A 16,857-nucleotide genomic window follows, 5' to 3' on the forward strand; every position below is an offset into this window, starting at 1 on the left:
TTTTTTGCTGGCTTTCGAAAGGAAGCAGAACGGAAGCATCGGCACGTGCAGCGGCAGGCTCAAAGACCAAAGTCACATGCGCCGCCAAGACTGCCTGGCGAGCTCAAGCTGCCTGATAATCGTAAGGAATGCTCATGGCGGCGCCAGGTTCAAGGTTTTTGGCCGACATCGGTGGGACTTATTCGCCAAACAGGCTACGCCCGAGATCAGCAGACGTTTGGGTGGCACAACCTACCGGCAAGCAGGCAACGTCAGTATTGCTTTGAAACCGGCCATTGATCCCGGAATGTCACTGGCGCTTGGATGCCCGCTGTGTGGCCCAGGCCGTGAATTCAGTGTGGCGACATCACCTCCAGCGGTTGCAGTCATTCGTGGCCGGAACTTGCTTCATGGAAAATGCAACGTAGCGGACATTGACAGGTGGAAAGGACACCGGGGCGCCAAAGTCGGCTGTGCGCAGCGTTGCGGGCATTTGTCGATGTGACAATATCCGCGATCGCATCACGAACTCAGCAAAGCGGGTCATCTTGCCTAACTCACGGATTCCAGGAAGTTCAAAACGCGTTGAATCCGGCGGTTCGGCTGCGGCGGGCGGATTCGAGTTCCAGGCGAAGCTTGGGGCGATGTTCGGCCTGCAGCTACTCGCGCAGCGGCCGGTTGATCACTCGCTCGGTTTGGGGTCGGCAATTCCCGCCTGGATCCGGTTCGAAAGCGAAGCCCCGGTCGATGACATCCTGGTGTCGACTTCCCAGGATGGCTTCATCGCAGTGCAGGCCAAGACCTCGGTGGACCTGTCGCCCAACTCGAAAGGCGGGCTGGCGAAGACCATCCAGCAGTTCGTTCGCCACTGGCTGGAATGCCGGAATGGCGATGGAACAGATCTATGGAACCGGACGCTGGACCCAGCCCGCGATCGGCTGGTGTTGGCGGTCGGACCATCAGCTCCCTCGTCCATCCGTCTAGACCTTCCCGCAGCCCTGCGATCCCTCTCGCAGCCCACGCCGATCGCGCTCAACAAAGACGAGGGCAGAGCACTTGAGGTGTTCAAGTCGTGCGTTGAGGCGGCCTGGGTCGCCACGACATCGGAGGCCATGCCGGCCGAGCTTCTGCGCGAGCTCGCAGCGCTGATCAGGGTTATCACGTTCGATCCAGACGGTACAGACAGTCAGGCGCTCGACACGATGGCGGCGGTGGTTGTGGAGCCTCCCCTGGCACGCCCGTTGATCAATACGTTGGTGGTCATCTCCAAGCGGTGGATGACGCAGCGCGGCGGTGGCGACCTGGCGCAACTGCGCCAGGCACTCGGGGCCGAGAGCATCGCTCTACAGGCGCCGCCGCAGTTCGACCGGGACATCAAGAAGCTGAAAGCGCATTCCCTGCAAATCGGTGTCGATCTCCAGAGCTACGAAAGGATCGACCAGGCGGACGGCGAGATCCGGATCAACCGGGATTGCCAGCCTGCTGCCCTGGCGGCCGCCAGAGATGGATCCCTTCTTCTCATTGGCGAGCCGGGGGCCGGCAAGAGCGCGGTCATCAATACGCTCGCCCGAGAGCTGAGGGCGTATGGCGACGTGGTTGAGATGGCGGTCGATCGCTACAGCATTCAGGATCTCGCGGGACTGCAGCGGGAGCTCGACCTCGATCACGATGTGGTCAGCGTGCTCCAAGCCTGGGACGGACCGACGGACGGGTGGCTGGTTATCGACGCTCTTGACGCCACCCGCGGTGGTAAGGGGGAGGGGGCCTTCCGGACCCTCATCGAGCGCGTCCTGGCTTTGAAGGGGCGCTGGAAGGTCATCGCGTCGATTCGCACGTTTGACCTGCAGATGGGCGTGCGGTTCCGCGAGCTATTCAAGGGCCGACCTGCCCACGCCGACTACCAGGACAGCACGTTTTCGATGGTCAGGCACCTGGCGGTGCGGTCCTGGTCCCCAGAAGAATTCCAGCGTGTGCTGAATCAGGCTCCGCATCTACGTCGGGCGCTGGCCGGCGTGCCGGTGAAGCTGCAGCAGCTGGCGATGGTCCCTTTCAACACCCGCTTGATCGGCGAGCTGCTGAACTCAGGAATGACTGCCGATGCCTTTGTGCATCTGGGCAGTCAGGCCGGCCTGCTGCGGCTGTACTGGGATTACCGCATCACGCCCCTGGGCGTCGGTGCCGACGCCTGCCTTCTGCGCGTTGTTAACAGCATGGTCGACGGCCGTGCCCTCAGAACCCCGACCGCCCTCATCGCGACTTCAGATCCTGAAGCGCTGACTAGCCTGCTTCAACATGGCGTGCTGGCCAGGGTCGAAAACGACCGCTACGTCCAGTTCCGGCATCACCTGATTTTTGACTACGCCGCTTCTCGACTCCTGATGGACGTGGACGGCATCGTATCCGGCGCCAAGGAGTACCTGCGAGGGGAGACCGTTGGCCTGATGCTCGCGCCAGCCCTAGGATTCCTGCTGCAAGAGCTCTGGAGCTCGGAGAACAACCGTGAGCGCTTCTGGACAGCCGTTGAAAGGATTCTTGGCAACGCCAATGGCGACCCGATCTTCCGCAGCGTCGCCGGGCGGCTCAGTGCGGAGCTTCCCGAGGCTCCGCGGGACGTTCATGCCATCGCAGTCCACACGGGCGCGCACAGGGGGCATACAGCGATAGCGCTCCGGCACGTGGTCGCTGCCCTCGCCGTCCGCGTGGAAGACGCGCCCGAGTTGAACCTCGCCCCATGGGCCGCTCTTGCGGGCGAACTGGCAGCTTGTGTCCAAGCCGTTCCCTACGTGCTGGGATCACTGCTCCATGTCCTGGTCATCACGGCGCGTCCACCGCAAACCGGAGATGCAGTCGGCTTGGGCGCGCGCGCCTTGCTGCGATTTGCGTTCGAGCCTGACTCGAAGATCGCAGCATCGACGGTGATCCCGCGGGTTGTTTCAACCTATGCGACGAACCTGACCGAGTCCCGAGCACTGCTCGCGCAAGTCTTCTTGCCAGCGCGGGCCGTCAGCCACAACTGGGATGATGTGCCGGCGCTGTGCCGCGAGATCGCCACGCTCGTCGAGTCAGATCCGGACTTTGCCGCCGAGGTATATGGCTGGACGTTTGCAGGCAGCGTTACCGAAAGCGTGACCACGAGCATCGGCGGAAGCCGGAGCCAAATCCTGTCTTTGAGCTCCAACTCGGTGCAGGACTACGGTATGGCGCTGTACTCGCTTGCCGAGTTCTACCCAAAGTTTCTGAAAGCCCATCCCGAGCCCGCCACGCGCGCACTGATCGCGGCGGTAGAGGGGTTCATCAGGAGAGAGCACGGCTTGGAGAACGAAGACGCCGTCAGCCGAACCATCAACAGCGTCGAGTTCAAGCTCATTGGCGACAACAGCCACGTGTGGGCGCACGAGCCCGATAGTTCTCATAGCCACGATGGCGAGGCACTGATGCTGAAGTTCCTCGGCGCATTCGTCGAACTTCCCGAAGCAAACGCGCGCGCCGTGGCAGACAAGATTGCCACGAACTCCGGGTGGGGATTGCTCTGGTCGCGGCTTTTCCTGGCAGCCGTACGCCGTGGCGACAGCTGCGTCGATCTGCTGTGGCCCATCGCTGCAGACGAGGCCTGGTTGACCCGACCCGAAACCCGCAAGGACGCGATCGATCTGGTCGCCACGGGTTACTCCCGGCGAACCGCAGAAGAGCGAGAAGGCCTTGAGTCCTCGGCTGCCAGCTTCGCCATGGATGGCTTCACCCACCCTGACGCGGCCAGATCAGCCTTGATGCACCGCTTGTTCAGCGTAATCGGTCGGCCTCAGCTAGCCACCGATCAGGCAAAGGCCGTGCTTGACGCGATGTCTACCGAGGCGTTCGCGAGAAGTGAGCAGAACGAGAGGCCGTTTAGGCTCACTACCGGGTGGAGGCCGACTGAGCCGTACTTCTGGATCCGGGATCTCGACAAGTCGCTGCCTGCGAATGCTGTCGCGATTCAGGCGCTTGAGGCCGTTAAGGCGGTGAATGAATCGCAGCTTGGGAAACAGGCCGACGCCATCGGGACCGAGCAGGCGCTGGAGCTGTTGGAAGCCGTTGCGAGCAGCCTTCATGCACCGGACCTGCATCCCGCCCTGCGCTTGAACGGGGAGGGCGTGATCGGGAAGGGGTGTGATCACCTAGCCCAGGGGGAACGGCTGTTGGCTACGGATCAGTTCGACCCTGCAGGTCGGTTCCTCGCATTGCTGCGCATCGCAAGCACCTCGGCCAACCCGGAGGTCGCCGACACTACGGAGAGCGACTACGAGCGGTCACAGTCTTGGGGTGGGCCTGCCGCGCGAATCGAGGCCGCCACGGCAGCGCTGGACGTCTGCCTGCAGCGGGAAGACTTGTATCCCCGCCTTGTGACGGACATTGACCGACTCCTGAGTGATCCCCATCCAGCCACAAGGTCGCAGTGCATCGGGCATCTGGTGCGAATCTGGAGCATTGACCGGGAAGGGTTTTGGTCTCGCCTGAAGTCCCGGTTGAGGGTCGAGACGAACCTTGCCGTCCTCAAATCGACGGTGGGAGTTCTTCAGTCGGTCATCCACACCGATCCTGAGCGAACGGAGGCGCTGATCTACGAGTTGACGGCGCGGTACGTCGGCACGCTCCAAGAGTCGGACGTGGAGGACATGCTGTCTGACCTCTTCGCCATACTGCACGTCACCTACGACCGTGCGGAGGCGGACGCCAAGTTGACGGAATGGACGGCCAGCCCGGCAGCCCACAGCAGCGCGCTGGGCACCATCCTCTACACGCTACGTGAAGCGGTCGTGCTGGGACTTCAGGCCGATCAGGCGGGCAACGACGCTGTGAGACGCCGCTCTCAGGCCTTGATGCATCGCATCGTGGTCGCGGCGGACGCCCAACTGGCCGCAGCTGACTTCTCGCAACCGCTGCCGCAAGACGAGTTGACGCGCCTTCGCGCCTGCGCGGAGCTCGTGGACAAGGCGGCAATGCAGCTCTATTTTGCGACGGAACGGGCCACGGGCGGCTCGGGACTCGACGATGCAGCGTGTGCAGTGTTCCTGAACGAGGTGTCGCCGACGCTGATGTTGATCGGGCGTCAACCCAACGCGCACACCATCTATCAACTGCTGCAGCTCATCGAGGTGCTAGCACCGCAGGATCCGATCAAGGCATTCGACCTGACGGCGCACGCCATTCGAACCGGCGGATCGAGGGGCGGATATCAGTTCGAAGCGTTGGGCGCCGATTTGATGGTGCGACTGGTCAGCGGTTTCCTGGCGGACAACAAGGAGATATTCGAAGACGAAGAACGACGCCAGGCGCTGGTGGATTGCCTTGAGATTTTCATGGAGGCGGGCTGGACGTCGGCGCGCAAGCTGCTCTACCGGCTGCCGGAGTTGCTCCAGTGAGTCGCATGGCGCGCAAGGCAGACTTCCCCGAAAAATTTGCCGAACTCTTTGCTCGTCTGGAGGCTGCGGAAGGTCCAATCGCTGCAGCGCCGTACGACGGTGGTCCTGTCGGCAACCCGCACGAGCATGCGACGCGCGTGTATTTCCTAGACGAGCTCATCGAGCTGCTGGGGTGGACGCTGGGTCTGGGCGGGGATATGGTAGAAGAGGCGCGCCTGAAGGACAAGACGACAACGCGCATGGACTACCTGGGCAAGGCGTGCGATACCAACGTTCCCGCGCTGCTGATCGAAGCCAAGGCATGGGAGAAGCCCTTCCTGCAGCCTCGAAAAAATGAGGCCTTTCGCGTTGAGGGCGTTCTGGCGAACGCCATCGATCATTGGCGCGGGGGCGGTGAGGCCTCGAAATCGCCGCTTGCAGGCGAGTGGCCGGACTACATCGTCCAGGTCGGCAACTACGTCAGTAGGTTGTACAAGCTCCACCGGCATCGGTTGCCCAGGGCTGTCATTTGCAGCGGAGAATGGATCGTCGTCTTCATCGATCCGGTGGCCGCGTTTGTGGAAGGTCCCGCGCGGAGCACCTCCATCAAGCACTTCGAGAAGAGGAACTTCGAGAGCGACGCCCCCCTGCTCTATGAATTACTTTCGAAGGACTCGTTGATCGAGGAGACGCCAGCCAGTGTCCGTCCGACGGAGATCTCGAACTTCTTGACCAGCAAAACGCTCGACAAGTGCTTCCATGCGGTGCTGGTGAGCTATGAGACGGCAGGCACATCCCTCTTTGGAAAGAAGCCGCGGATTGCAATCCATCCAGCACTCGTGCTTCAAGACCTCGACGGCATGCGGTTGACGGTGTTGGAGGAGACAGATGCCGTGTACATGGAGTACGGCAGGCATGAAGACGGGGAGGACTTGTTCCTGGACGTTCATGTGGCATCGATTGGCGAGGCCGCTGCTGCCCTTCTGAGAAGGACTTCAGAGCAGCTCGGCGTCGAACTTCATCCGTCTTCAACCGTCGATTTCCGCGGATTCCCAAGGCAGCCGTTGCATGGAGCTGAAGTCGTCACATCGCTCGTGAAGGACATGCCGAGCCACAAGGACAACTGGATCGTCGTCACCGGCCAGGACACCCACTTTGTGAGGGCGCGTCCAGACTTGGCCTGCGACTTCCACAGCTGGGGGACCTGCAAAGCCGCACATCGCGCGGCAGGCGAATCAGCCATCATGAGGCCGATCATTACACCCAAGGTACTGTTTGCTGACGATAAGCTTCATCACTGTGCGCATCGCGACGTGCTGGATCGGCGCATGTCGCGTTGCCAGGTCCCGATGATCGATGAGCGACTTTGCTGCCGCGGTTGCACGTTCGCGCCTGTCTGCTGGCCAGGCACTGTCAATCCACCGCTGCCTTGCGGCGGGTCGGCTTGAGAATATCGTGCGCAGTGGCCTTATCGGGGTGCGCTATGTATCGATAGAGGCGGGCCCGGTTGGCGAGTCGAAAGCTCCCACCACTGTGCTGTCACACGGTCTCGCTTTGAAGCGGGCGCTCGATTTGCAGATAGAGCGGATATGTATGACGCCCCATGATCTTCGTTTGTTGAAGGCACAGTATGTGCATCGCTCCAGTGACGGTTCTATGCGGCGTTGCGCTCATTCAAGCTGGCCGTTCGTCAACTGCCGGCCGCCGCAATAGCAGGCGTTGAGACTGAAAGCCACGAGCGACTGAGATCAGCCTGAAACAGACGTTGCGCAGCTGAAAAAATACTGGGTCGGTTGACCAAAATCTGTTTGAGCCCATCCCCCCGGAAGGCTGAATGTACCAAGGTATAGCTCAGGCGAGCATCGCGCAGCGGGGCTGTTCATAGGTGCGTTCGAGCTGAAGCCTCAGCCCTCCTCGATGAGGCGTATCCCAAATCAGGATCGGCGCATTGGCAAAATATTTGTCGAACGGTCCGAACGTGATCGAGTATCTAAGGGCAGGAGTGGCTGCCACGCTGTGCTGACAAGCCCTACGGGCCGGCTCGCTCACGCGGTAAATCGACCGGGGCGGCAACACCATGTTGATCACGCCCGCTTCTTCGGCGCGACAGGTGGATATGGACGCTTGCGCAGCGTCGCTTCACCCATGAGAGAAATGCCAACGATGTCCGCAACGGGCCCAGGAAGCGGCGCGTAAGCGCAGCTCGCGCACGCCTTCGGCGGGCAGCGAGTGCTTGTGCGTCGATATCAGGTGGCAAGATCGATTCATAAGAGTGTTCTTGACGAAGCCTTGCTGCCTCGAACCTGATGCCAACAGACCCACTGCCTAAACGTGGATCGCTCAATGCCTTCATGGGTGCATTGAGGGAGCAGCGACAATTCCAAAGTTGGGACTACTGCTGCGTTTGAACGGAGACAAGGAACTAAAAATGGACCTAGAACATTACAACGATGAGCTTCCAAGCAAACTTACACAATACTTCCAGAGCCGGACTGAACAACAAACTTTCCGCCGACGCGCTGTCTTGGTCTCCAGCAATGGTCTTTGGACACTCCTGTGCTGCACTATCGAAGGATTTCGTTCTGTAGGAAAATTACCTGAGCCAGTCCCCTCGCATCGATATAGCGAAGTTGTCTTGTATGAGGACTGGCTGACGGGAGCTCAATGCTTGGAGTTTGCCGCCAACCTCCATGTTGGCCGCGCCGACTTCGACGATATAGCGCTAAGGTGCGATCCTACTGCGTACTGGTCTGTGGAATCTGTTCCTGTCCAGAACGACTACATGCCTTACGCAGGCCAAGTGGTGTCTATGAATTGGGGGAGACAGATCGCACCTCAACAATTCAGAACCCTCGTTGCTCCGAACCAGCCGTACTACCCAGATACCGAAGAAGCAGCGCGAGACTGGCTTCCTTTTTCCAAGTATCACGGCCACAGCGATGGCAGAAACAATCATGTTATTTTTCTGTTGCCAGAAGATCGGGCCTTCATTTCCGCTTCAGAGTACAGCGACGAGGACGATCTTGAAATCACGGTTTCGGGCAGCGCAGTTTCCAGCTTGCCTCTGATGATCAAAGGTGCGTACTGGGAGGGACAATCCATTAAACAGATTGAATCAGTTGTACGCGGGAAAAATGTCCGAGTGGCCATTCCTGCGAATGCTGATCGACTTGAATATTGCCTTATTGATGGCCTCGGCACCATCTACGATTTTCATCGAGAAGACAAATATTCGCGGCTCAGAAACGAAGTCAGCGTACTTGGCTCAAACAAGCGTTCATGGGTAGAACTGGTGAGCCGTGCGATCCGCGATGGGGAAGGACAGCACGTCGAATTCAAGCCCTTCGTCGATCCTCGGCAGCCACTTACATCTAACAGTCAAAGAACCAAGCTACACGAAGTAATTACCACCGTTGTCGCGTTTGCGAACACCTCTGGCGGCTCGATTTATCTCGGTGTTGACGACGATTGCGCCGTGACAGGTGTTGCTCCCCGGCTCGCGGAATGGGCCAAGGGCGCCGTAAATGATGAGAGCCTTGAGCGATACGCGGGTGAACTCAAGGCCAGCATCAAAGACCACATTTCGGGCGAAGTGGCGTTGCAAGTCAAAAATGTTCAAATCGACGGCGCCTGGATAGTTGTGATTGAGGTTGCTCCCGCACCTGCTAAGCCTCTGAGCATTCGCCAAGACAGCTACCTCTATGGACGCAAGGGGGCTAGCAATCGAAAGGTTCCACCGGACGAGTGGCGCAACATTCTCGATTTCAACGCTGATTCGGCTTTGTTTAGCCGAGCCATGTAGCGTTCCCTACTGCCCGCAAGCTGCCCACGTACCTTGAAGGTAGCGCTGCATATATGGAGCGAGTCATCGCCGGTCAGTGTTTGAATCTTAAATCGGAAAAATCGCCGGTATCCTGTTTGATCCTGCCTGCGTTGCTGTTTTATAGGCCGCGCACGACCAGATTGACGGCAGGGTTCGGGACGTGATCTCCATCTCTTGGAGAGACTTCTATGAGCGAGATGAAATCATCAAGGTGTTCGAGCACTGCGACCTCAGTTTCGTCGCCGAGGCCTTGGAGCAAGACGGGAGAACTGTGTCACTTAAGGACGGTACCCGTGCTGATGAGATCTCGGAGTGGCTACTTCGCAATGAGGAATCTAATACGCCGTTTGCTGTTGTGGACGACACCCACAGTGGTCCTGCAATTCAGTTAGCCGCCGAGGTTAACGATCACGGATTTGCGGGCAGGGTTGTGATCTGCAAAGGATGGCGGGGACTGCAGCCGGAGCACGTTGAGTTGATTGCGGCTGCGTTGAGGATGTAGCGTTGACCTGCAGCCATGCTGCAATGGCGTTATTAGGACAGCGTTCGACATCTGGAAAAGAGCGCAGGCCTTAATTTGGATTGAGCGAAATGCCTAGAACACTAGTAACTGCAACCACAACGAGTCCTCTTGCGTACCTAGGCTTGCGCGACTTCACAGTGGTCCCCATCAAGGGGCACCATGTTATTAAGCGTGGTGTATCAAGCCATGTCATCGCGCTCGTGAGCCAGTATCTCGGGCTTAGCAGAGGCGCCCTAGCAGATCTCATGGGCCTGGATCGGGGCACCGCAACGAGGCTTTCATCAGAGGGGAAGAACCTGCCGCCACATGCAGCAGATTCGCTGTTGCGCCTGCTCGAAATCCACGACATGGCGGCGGACGTTTTCGATACGCCAGCGGGGACCGCCACATGGCTGAGAACGCCGCATCCATTGCTGGAAAACGAACGGCCACTTGATGCAGCAAAGACTTCTTACGGTGCTCAGGCCGTCAAGAATGTACTGATGTCCGCGAAGTACGGTGGTGCAGTTTGAATGAGCCCAACTGGGAGCTCAAGAATAGACGCCGTACTCCATGCGGGTTAGCAGGTCCGTCGCCATGTTGATCCCTTCAGTGCTCTTGAGCAGGTCAATGGGGCGACTTTGATCTAGCGCCATGGCCGGCTGCAGCAGCCACTCCTCGGCGGCATCCTGACCTCCCAGCACTGTGGTGGCTAACTGGCGGATCTTGTTGAGCTGCAGAATGCGGTTCGACACGCTGCTGTCGACCGTCGTTGCGGACTGTCCACCCGGCTCGAGGTCGCGAGCGAATGCCCGCTGTGCTGTGCGCTCGCTCATGCCGATGGCAGCAAGCACATCTTTGCTGGCAATCCGCCTGAACGACTTCAAGAACTCATTTAATGTTGCCAGCGGAAGTCCTGCGATAACCGCTGCATGGGCAGCCAATCCCTCCATTGGAAGAAGGTCACTCAATACCTTGGATGGCGATTGAGGTGAAGAGACAGGTAAGCGCCTTGCCGCTGCTTTGGGCGCATTTTTTTTGCGACTGGCGGAAGCTGACACGCAATCTCTCCCATTCAGATACTGGCGAACGGGCGTATGCGCCAGGTGGCCACAATATTACGATAAATGCTTGGGAGAAGGGAAATTGCAGAGGCCGTGACCTTGACGCCTGACTGGGCCCGACCTCTTTAACGGGCTAACCCAAGAGCACCAATCGGTCGCGAAGACCTCAGTGGACTCCGTACGCCTAGTCATACTCACATCCCTATTCCTATCCGCAAGATAAGCAATCGTTCGCGCTTTGCGAATCAGGAGGCGGCTCCATTGATCTTGCCCCCGTATCCCCGGACACGGTCTATGCGCAATGTAGCGCGGTCCCATCGGGTTGGGTTTCGCGCCGTTGATATTGCCTGAACTCCCGAGGCGACTTCATTTTCAAACTTGAGTGTGGATGAACCTCGTTGAAGTGCTCGAACGCTGACGGCAGCTGCGACATGACCGTCCTGGCATCTCGCAGGTCCATGCGGCTGACGTAATCCCGCTTGAACGTGTTGACGAAGCTTTCGGCGATGCCATTGCTCTGCGGGCTGCACACCGGCGTATTGACAGGCTTGAGCCCCAAGTCTCTGGCGATGCGTCTGGTTTCGATGGCAATGTAGGCGCCGCCGTTGTCCGTGAGGAACTCAAGCTGGCGGGTGGCAGGGATGGCTTCGACGCAGCCGAAGCGCTTCTCCACCGCCTCGATGAGCATCTCTCGTACTGGCTCGCCAGGCAGACCTTTGCCGGGCCACGCTCGCCAAGCCATGACTTCTCTGTCGCAGCAGTCCTTGGTGAAGGTGGCCGTGACCGTCTCGCCGGAATCGCACTTGATCTCGAAGCCATCAGAGCACCAACGCAGGTCACTGCTGGCCACGGACACCTTGCCCTCGTGAGGCCGGCTTGAAGCCCTTCTGCGGGGCGCCCTTGGTAGCAAAAGTCCATGTTGCTTCATGACCCTGTACGCCCTCTTCGGATTGACCACTGCCCGGCTGCTGGCGCGGCGCGCACGATTGATCAATGCGCAGGCGCGTCGGTAGCCATAGCTGGGCAACTCAGCGATGTGCTGGCGGATCTCGTCCACCAGCTGGCCATCGATGGCCGGTGTGCGCTGCGTTCGACCATCGATCCAGTCATCAGACCGGGCAAGCATGTCATGGACATGCGAGCGCGCCAACCCCAGGGCCAGGCAAACAGCTTTCACTGTTCGTCCTTTGGCAACAAGGGCGAGCGCGCAATCCACTTTTTTTCGGCTGCGTACTCCACTGCCTCCTTGAGGATCTCGTTCTCCAAGGTCTTCTTGCCCAGCACACGTTGCAGCTTGGCAATCTCGGCCCGCGCGGCTGCAAGTTCCGAGGCTGGCACCACGGACTCGCCGGCTGACACCGCCACCAACGCGCCCTGGCGTTCCAGCTTGCGCCACTGGAAAAGCAGCCCTGCCGACACACCGGCCTCGCGTGCCACAAGCGAGACAGACATGCCCGGCTCGTAGGTGCGACGCACCAGGGCCGACTTCTCTTCGATGGACCAACGCCTGCGGCGCTGATCGGTAGTGATGACCTCTATGGTCTCTGTACGCCTAGTCATACTCACAGTCCTATTCCTATCCGTAAGATAAGCGATAGTCCGTGTCCGGCGAATCAGGGGGCCGTTTCACCATTAGGATCCACCAAGTGCTCCTGCGTTGTTGCCAATAGCCATCTGATCTGGCAGGCGTGAAGCACAAATGACATGAGAGAGTGCACTTTCATGCGTCATGGAAACATGAAATCTGAGGCCCTAAGTTGTGGCCCGAACAACATCCTTTTTGAGCGCAAGTTGACCTAGCTGACGACAAGAATTCTCCTAAATGAATCGTGAGTGCTCAGACGCTCATAAGGAACATAGGGAGGACTAGCTTGGCCAACAGCGACTGGAGTCTGCAAGACCCGAGGCCTCTGACCATTGGGGCGTTTCCTCGTGGACCTGCACTATGGCGGGTCGACTGGTTCGGGGAAGTGTCCTATGGAGATCGAACCAAAAGGAGCACCCAGCCAATGGTTGAAGTGCACATGTCCGAGGTTGTCGATGAGCAATGCATGTTCGACGAGTCATTGCTGCTGGATATCGAATCAAGCAGGGGCCGTCAATTCAGTTGTACGGTGTCCATTGGGACGGCAAAGTTGATCGGGATTGGAGACTTGTGGCAAGGTGGAAAGAGAGTCGCTCGTCCATCTTATGAAGACGTGATATTCGGTGACCTGGACGTCTCGAATGCCAGGCTCATCAAGGCAGGTGCCAAGCTCGACAACACCGGTAATTTCCTGTTGCCCGTGAAGGAGCATCCTGGGCACATGAGAGACACCAAGTCGAACTGTGTGTTGGTGGAGATCGACAGCGACCGCCGCATTGTGATTCCTTGCATGGAACTCATTCGGTTCTACTTTGGATCCTCCAGCGGATTGCTGGGAAAGCTGTTTTCTCAAGACATTCGTGAGAAGCCGCTGTATACGAATGTTCGTCACGAGGGAAGGTATCTCTGCTTCGACCTCGTCGATGGGGTGCCTGGCTCGAGTGCCTCAGACATTGGAAGAATTGCTTCCAGTTGGTATGCCGAGAATGCTGCAGCATTGATCAGAAGATCATGTCTTGTCGATTCCGCAGTGCATGCACCAATCTATCCAAAGACAGAATTTCCCTTCAAAGGAAAGACCAATCTGAGGGCAACGGGGCGTTGGTTGTCACACGGCGATGCAGCTCGACAAACCTTCGTTGTCTATCAACTGTGGAGTTGCTCCCATCCCTTCGGGTTCCAAGCGGTCAAGTACAAGTTGAGTGGCAGCGAGTCGAAGAGCGGATGGAAGAAACCACTTCGGGATCCGCAACCTGTAGTCGCTGCCAGGGGAGGTGCATCCAAGTCTGCAAAGAACCCGGTTCTACGTGACGTTGACCCATCGACTGGGCTAAGTCCTCAGACGTACCGACATAGGATGAGTCGAGATTTTCCGGACCTTAAAAATAAGAGCGTTTGGCTCCAACGGTCAACTGTGCACACGGATTCTCAGCAAGGCGGTGCAAGCAAAAGCATGCCCATCGATGATGTTGCAGTTGGCGGTACTCGCTCTAGTAGGCGCGTACGCCAAGTGTCAGTTGAAGACGAGTCAGGGACATGCATCCTTTCAGTCAGCGATCTGATTGCAGCAGTGGAAGATGCCGCATCTGACTTGCCCGATGCTGAGATCGAAGCATTTGCGCGGAGCGCCGATGATGACGACTGGGAGCTGCTAAACGGAGCCGAACAACAAGTTGCCGTTCAAGAAGCCCCAGGCATAGCAGCGACATGCATGGTCGCCTTCAGGCTTGCGCACGGACAACAACGTTGGTTGTTGTACCTTCTGAAACTCAGATGCTGGCGACCGCAATTGCATCTGCTCGATTCCCAGTTTGATCCATCGGGACAAACTGACACCTCGGAACTTCTGAAAGTGATGGAGCCTGAACTTCGGGCCTGGCTACTTGAAACCTTGATCGACAAATGCTTCATCCAGGAGAAATCTATTGCGGCCAGGATGGGTAGGTTTAGAAGCAATAGCGTCGGCGCTTGATGGTACTGGCGGTTGACAGTTGAATGTGCGCTCGTACCTCTGTTAGTCAGGGCTGCCTAACGTGCTGGGCGCATTGAAGGTTCAGCGGGCTAGTTGAGCGGTTTTCATGACTTCATCCTCATACCGGCAATCACGATGTCCAGTGACCAAATCCATGGATGCGGCGTTCTAGGCCTGCTGAGCGCAAGGCTGACGTGAAGCGTGCCGAGATCAAACTGTCGGACATTTTTCCTTCGGCAGCTCTACACAAGAACAGCCATTCGCTGTCTGCTGCGCGGTATGCGCTGCGCACCTGGTGCGTGTACCAAGGCATCCAGCGTTGAAGTGCCTCCCGGCTGCCTGGCGTTTCCCAGGGGGCGTCGTCTTCGGCATCGATGGAATACTTGTGGAGATCAAGTGTGAGCGAGGCGGTGGCTGCTGCTGAAAGCTTGCCTATCCGGGCGGTTAGAAACAGGACCTTGTCGCGCAATAGGTCTCGACGCTGTTCATCGCTTGATACTGAGATGGATTGGTCAAGCCATGCAATCAACGCCTCAACGTCATCGTTGTCCACGATCGGCCTGGCTGTCTTGGAGCCTACATCTCGTCCATAGATTTTCAACGCCTTCTTCGCGGTATAGCTCCCAGTCTCAGCCTCGACCATGTTCTGGATGAACCTGACCTCTTCGGGTGGCAGCAGGACTTTGTCTCTTCGGATAACGGTCAGTTCTGTGGCAAGCCAATGCGGAATGACATTCGCGTCTTTGGTGAAGTGGCTGTACGGGTTCTTCACTGAATCGACTAGACGCATGAAGTTGCTTGGCCAGGCCTGAAGTAGTGGCGCAAGATTTTCCATGAGTACATAGCGATCTTGCAGATCCAGTTGCTCAATGCCAATCCCTGCGCCAAGGACGGCTTTTGTCTCGATTGTCTTCAGAAGCCCGGCGGCTATGACGCGAATTCCTGCGAAGAATGCCAGTGAATGCATGTCCTCAACTCCAGCAAAGCTCACGTGGCCTTGGTGATGCGCGCGCTCGAACATGCGCTGCAGATCCATCACGGCATCGTTCGCTTTCAACGATGAGCTGGTCATTCGCAGGTCAAGCGCACATTCGCAGCATTTGGCGTTGGACAATCCCTTCTCCAAGAAGCCTTTGTTTTTCATGTCCACCCTGTGGGCTTGAAGGAACGTGTGGCATTGAGGGCAGCGGTCCAATAGAACGCAGCCATGCTTGGTGCATGTAGTCGCCCAGGCTAGGCGCCAGGTCTTGCGCAAATAGGGCTGATCGTCCTCGGCGAGGCACTGTGGGCAGAACTGCATGCCGCCCTTGAGGCGGAGCCGATGCCGAATGCCCAGTGGCAAGAGCCAAGGACAGAATGCACCCTGAGTGCAGTTTTCATAGGTCTGGCCGTCTATCGACTGCAGAGATAGGGGGGCAATCTTGGCAAGCGGGATCCCGCTCATCTTTGCGATTTGAGCGATCAACTCATCTGAGCAGTGGCGATCAATGTCTCTGTTCCAGAGCGGGACATCTCGACCTAGCCAGTGGGCGTAAAAGCTTTCTGTCTTGAATCCATGGGCATGGGCCGTACGCACCATCCAGCTGGATAGCAGTTCATCGGGAAGAGGTTGTGGGTGCACCGGCCACCGCACGGCGCTATCGAGGATCCTCACGTTACCTAAGCTGCGTGCCCATACGCCTCGCCTTCGGTGACACGTATCCGCATGCATTCAGCACTTCAGGTGTTATCTGCTCAATCTTGTTTCTGATGGCATAGATAGCTGCGGCTTCTAGGAACTTGGCGATCTCCCCAATCGTTCCCTCGGATCTCAGCAGGATGATGCTGCGCATGCTGTCCTGCCAAATGCGGGACTTTTCCTTAAGAGGAAGGTTGCCTTCATAGGTTGACAAAAAGCTAATGAGATCTCGGCCATCGTTCCACTTTGGAAGGTAGCGGTTTTCGAAGCGATTTTCAATCTGAGAGTCAGTTCGGAACCCATGTACCGCCGCCTCGGTGCCAGTTGCAACCACCGAGATTCCCGCTTCGTTTGAGATGTGCTTGATCGCGTTGAGGCAAGCGCGTTGCTTGTTCACGGAGCCACTGATGATGTTGTTGGCTTCGTCAATGATCAGTAGCTTTGGCTTAATCTTTTTCAATATCGTAAGTGCCTGCTCTCGCCGCTCGGAAGCGTTTCCTTTTGGCGGGAAGTCTGCAAACACGGCCTTTAGAATTTGCTGGTAGAGATGTTTGTCGTCAGGCTCGACAAGTTCAACATGAATGATCGGCAGCTTGATGCATTCGCCGTCAACATTGGGGTCGCCCGGATGCAACTCAATGAATTTTCGGATCAAATTTGTTTTGCCGTTGTTCGTTTCCGCAATGATCAGCCGACAAGGCATTCGATGTCTGGGCGGATGCGTCAACAGGTCCTTTAGGTCCGCCAGAATTTCGGAAGCGGCCTTGTAGAGGATGAACTTATCTTGACGAATGTAGTTGATGCGATCTGCGTCCGACCCTTCCATGACCGCCAATGCTTCGGCCGTAAGGTTCCGTTCTCGGGTGGTGCTCAAAG

The 16,857-nt window shown here is 57.8% G+C and carries 11 protein-coding genes and 1 pseudogene; 6 read left to right on the forward strand and 6 right to left on the reverse strand.

Annotation, left to right across the window (positions count from 1 at the left end; translation table 11 throughout):
• Positions 1 to 623 precede the first annotated feature (623 nt).
• On the forward strand, positions 624 to 5,378 hold the full coding sequence (locus Q7V20_RS21685; RefSeq protein WP_304795832.1) for a hypothetical protein: 4,755 nt from the start codon (positions 624 to 626) through the stop codon (positions 5,376 to 5,378).
• Between the two features lie 5 nt (positions 5,379 to 5,383).
• A complete protein-coding gene (locus tag Q7V20_RS21690) occupies positions 5,384 to 6,805 on the forward strand; it encodes a hypothetical protein (protein WP_304795833.1) in 1,422 nt (473 codons plus the stop codon).
• 403 nt (positions 6,806 to 7,208) lie between these two features.
• Here Q7V20_RS21690 and Q7V20_RS21695 read toward each other — a convergent pair whose 3' ends face one another.
• On the reverse strand, positions 7,209 to 7,445 hold the full coding sequence (locus Q7V20_RS21695; protein WP_304795835.1) for a hypothetical protein: 237 nt from the start codon (positions 7,443 to 7,445) through the stop codon (positions 7,209 to 7,211).
• Between the two features lie 340 nt (positions 7,446 to 7,785).
• Between Q7V20_RS21695 and Q7V20_RS21700 the strand changes: the two genes are divergently transcribed.
• From Q7V20_RS21700 to Q7V20_RS21710, 3 genes are all read left to right on the forward strand, one after another.
• Positions 7,786 to 9,159, forward strand: coding sequence for a helix-turn-helix domain-containing protein (locus Q7V20_RS21700; protein ID WP_304795837.1), 1,374 nt, complete (start codon positions 7,786 to 7,788; stop codon positions 9,157 to 9,159).
• 181 nt (positions 9,160 to 9,340) lie between these two features.
• Positions 9,341 to 9,682, forward strand: coding sequence for an HAD domain-containing protein (locus Q7V20_RS21705; RefSeq protein WP_304795839.1), 342 nt, complete (start codon positions 9,341 to 9,343; stop codon positions 9,680 to 9,682).
• A gap of 143 nt (positions 9,683 to 9,825) precedes the next feature.
• Complete coding sequence (locus Q7V20_RS21710; protein ID WP_304795841.1) at positions 9,826 to 10,215, forward strand: antitoxin Xre/MbcA/ParS toxin-binding domain-containing protein; 390 nt, start codon at positions 9,826 to 9,828, stop codon at positions 10,213 to 10,215.
• Positions 10,216 to 10,233: 18 nt separating this feature from the next.
• On the opposite strand, the gene Q7V20_RS21715 is transcribed toward Q7V20_RS21710, so the two are convergent.
• A complete protein-coding gene (locus Q7V20_RS21715) occupies positions 10,234 to 10,743 on the reverse strand; it encodes an antitoxin Xre/MbcA/ParS toxin-binding domain-containing protein (protein WP_304795843.1) in 510 nt (169 codons plus the stop codon).
• 295 nt (positions 10,744 to 11,038) lie between these two features.
• A protein-coding gene (locus Q7V20_RS21720) for an IS3 family transposase (RefSeq protein ID WP_304795844.1) occupies positions 11,039 to 12,306 on the reverse strand; the annotation gives its coding sequence in 2 pieces (ribosomal slippage) (positions 11,039 to 11,973 and positions 11,973 to 12,306; 1,269 coding nt in all).
• Positions 12,307 to 12,755: 449 nt separating this feature from the next.
• On the opposite strand from Q7V20_RS21720, the gene Q7V20_RS21725 reads away from it, so the two are divergent.
• Complete coding sequence (locus tag Q7V20_RS21725) at positions 12,756 to 14,303, forward strand: hypothetical protein (RefSeq protein ID WP_304795846.1); 1,548 nt, start codon at positions 12,756 to 12,758, stop codon at positions 14,301 to 14,303.
• A gap of 130 nt (positions 14,304 to 14,433) precedes the next feature.
• Here Q7V20_RS21725 and Q7V20_RS21730 read toward each other — a convergent pair whose 3' ends face one another.
• The 3 genes and pseudogenes from Q7V20_RS21730 to Q7V20_RS21735 all read right to left on the reverse strand — a co-directional run bounded on the left by Q7V20_RS21730 (position 14,434) and on the right by Q7V20_RS21735 (position 16,855).
• Entirely contained in the window at positions 14,434 to 15,447 is a 1,014-nt protein-coding gene (locus Q7V20_RS21730) for a hypothetical protein (RefSeq protein WP_304795848.1), read from the reverse strand.
• Positions 15,448 to 15,510: 63 nt separating this feature from the next.
• A pseudogene (locus Q7V20_RS24420) lies at positions 15,511 to 16,014 on the reverse strand (TniQ family protein); the annotation flags it as partial.
• Positions 15,959 to 16,855, reverse strand: a complete 897-nt coding sequence (locus Q7V20_RS21735; RefSeq protein WP_304795850.1) for a TniB family NTP-binding protein — start codon at positions 16,853 to 16,855, stop codon at positions 15,959 to 15,961. The pseudogene Q7V20_RS24420 and the gene Q7V20_RS21735, both read right to left, overlap by 56 nt.
• Positions 16,856 to 16,857 lie beyond the last annotated feature (2 nt).

The organism is Aquabacterium sp. (assembly GCF_030652515.1).
GTDB lineage: Bacteria > Pseudomonadota > Gammaproteobacteria > Burkholderiales > Burkholderiaceae_C > Aquabacterium.

Bases quoted from the DNA above. Each gene is read 5' to 3' on its own strand.
- Q7V20_RS21685 (WP_304795832.1), top strand. From the start codon at position 624: ATGTTCGGCCTGCAGCTACTCGCGCAGCGGCCGGTTGATCACTCGCTC.
- Q7V20_RS21725 (WP_304795846.1), top strand. From the start codon at position 12,756: ATGGTTGAAGTGCACATGTCCGAGGTTGTCGATGAGCAATGCATGTTC.
- Q7V20_RS21700 (WP_304795837.1), top strand. From the start codon at position 7,786: ATGGACCTAGAACATTACAACGATGAGCTTCCAAGCAAACTTACACAA.
- Q7V20_RS21690 (WP_304795833.1), top strand. From the start codon at position 5,384: ATGGCGCGCAAGGCAGACTTCCCCGAAAAATTTGCCGAACTCTTTGCT.
- Q7V20_RS21730 (WP_304795848.1), bottom strand. From the start codon at position 15,447: ATGAAAAACAAAGGCTTCTTGGAGAAGGGATTGTCCAACGCCAAATGC.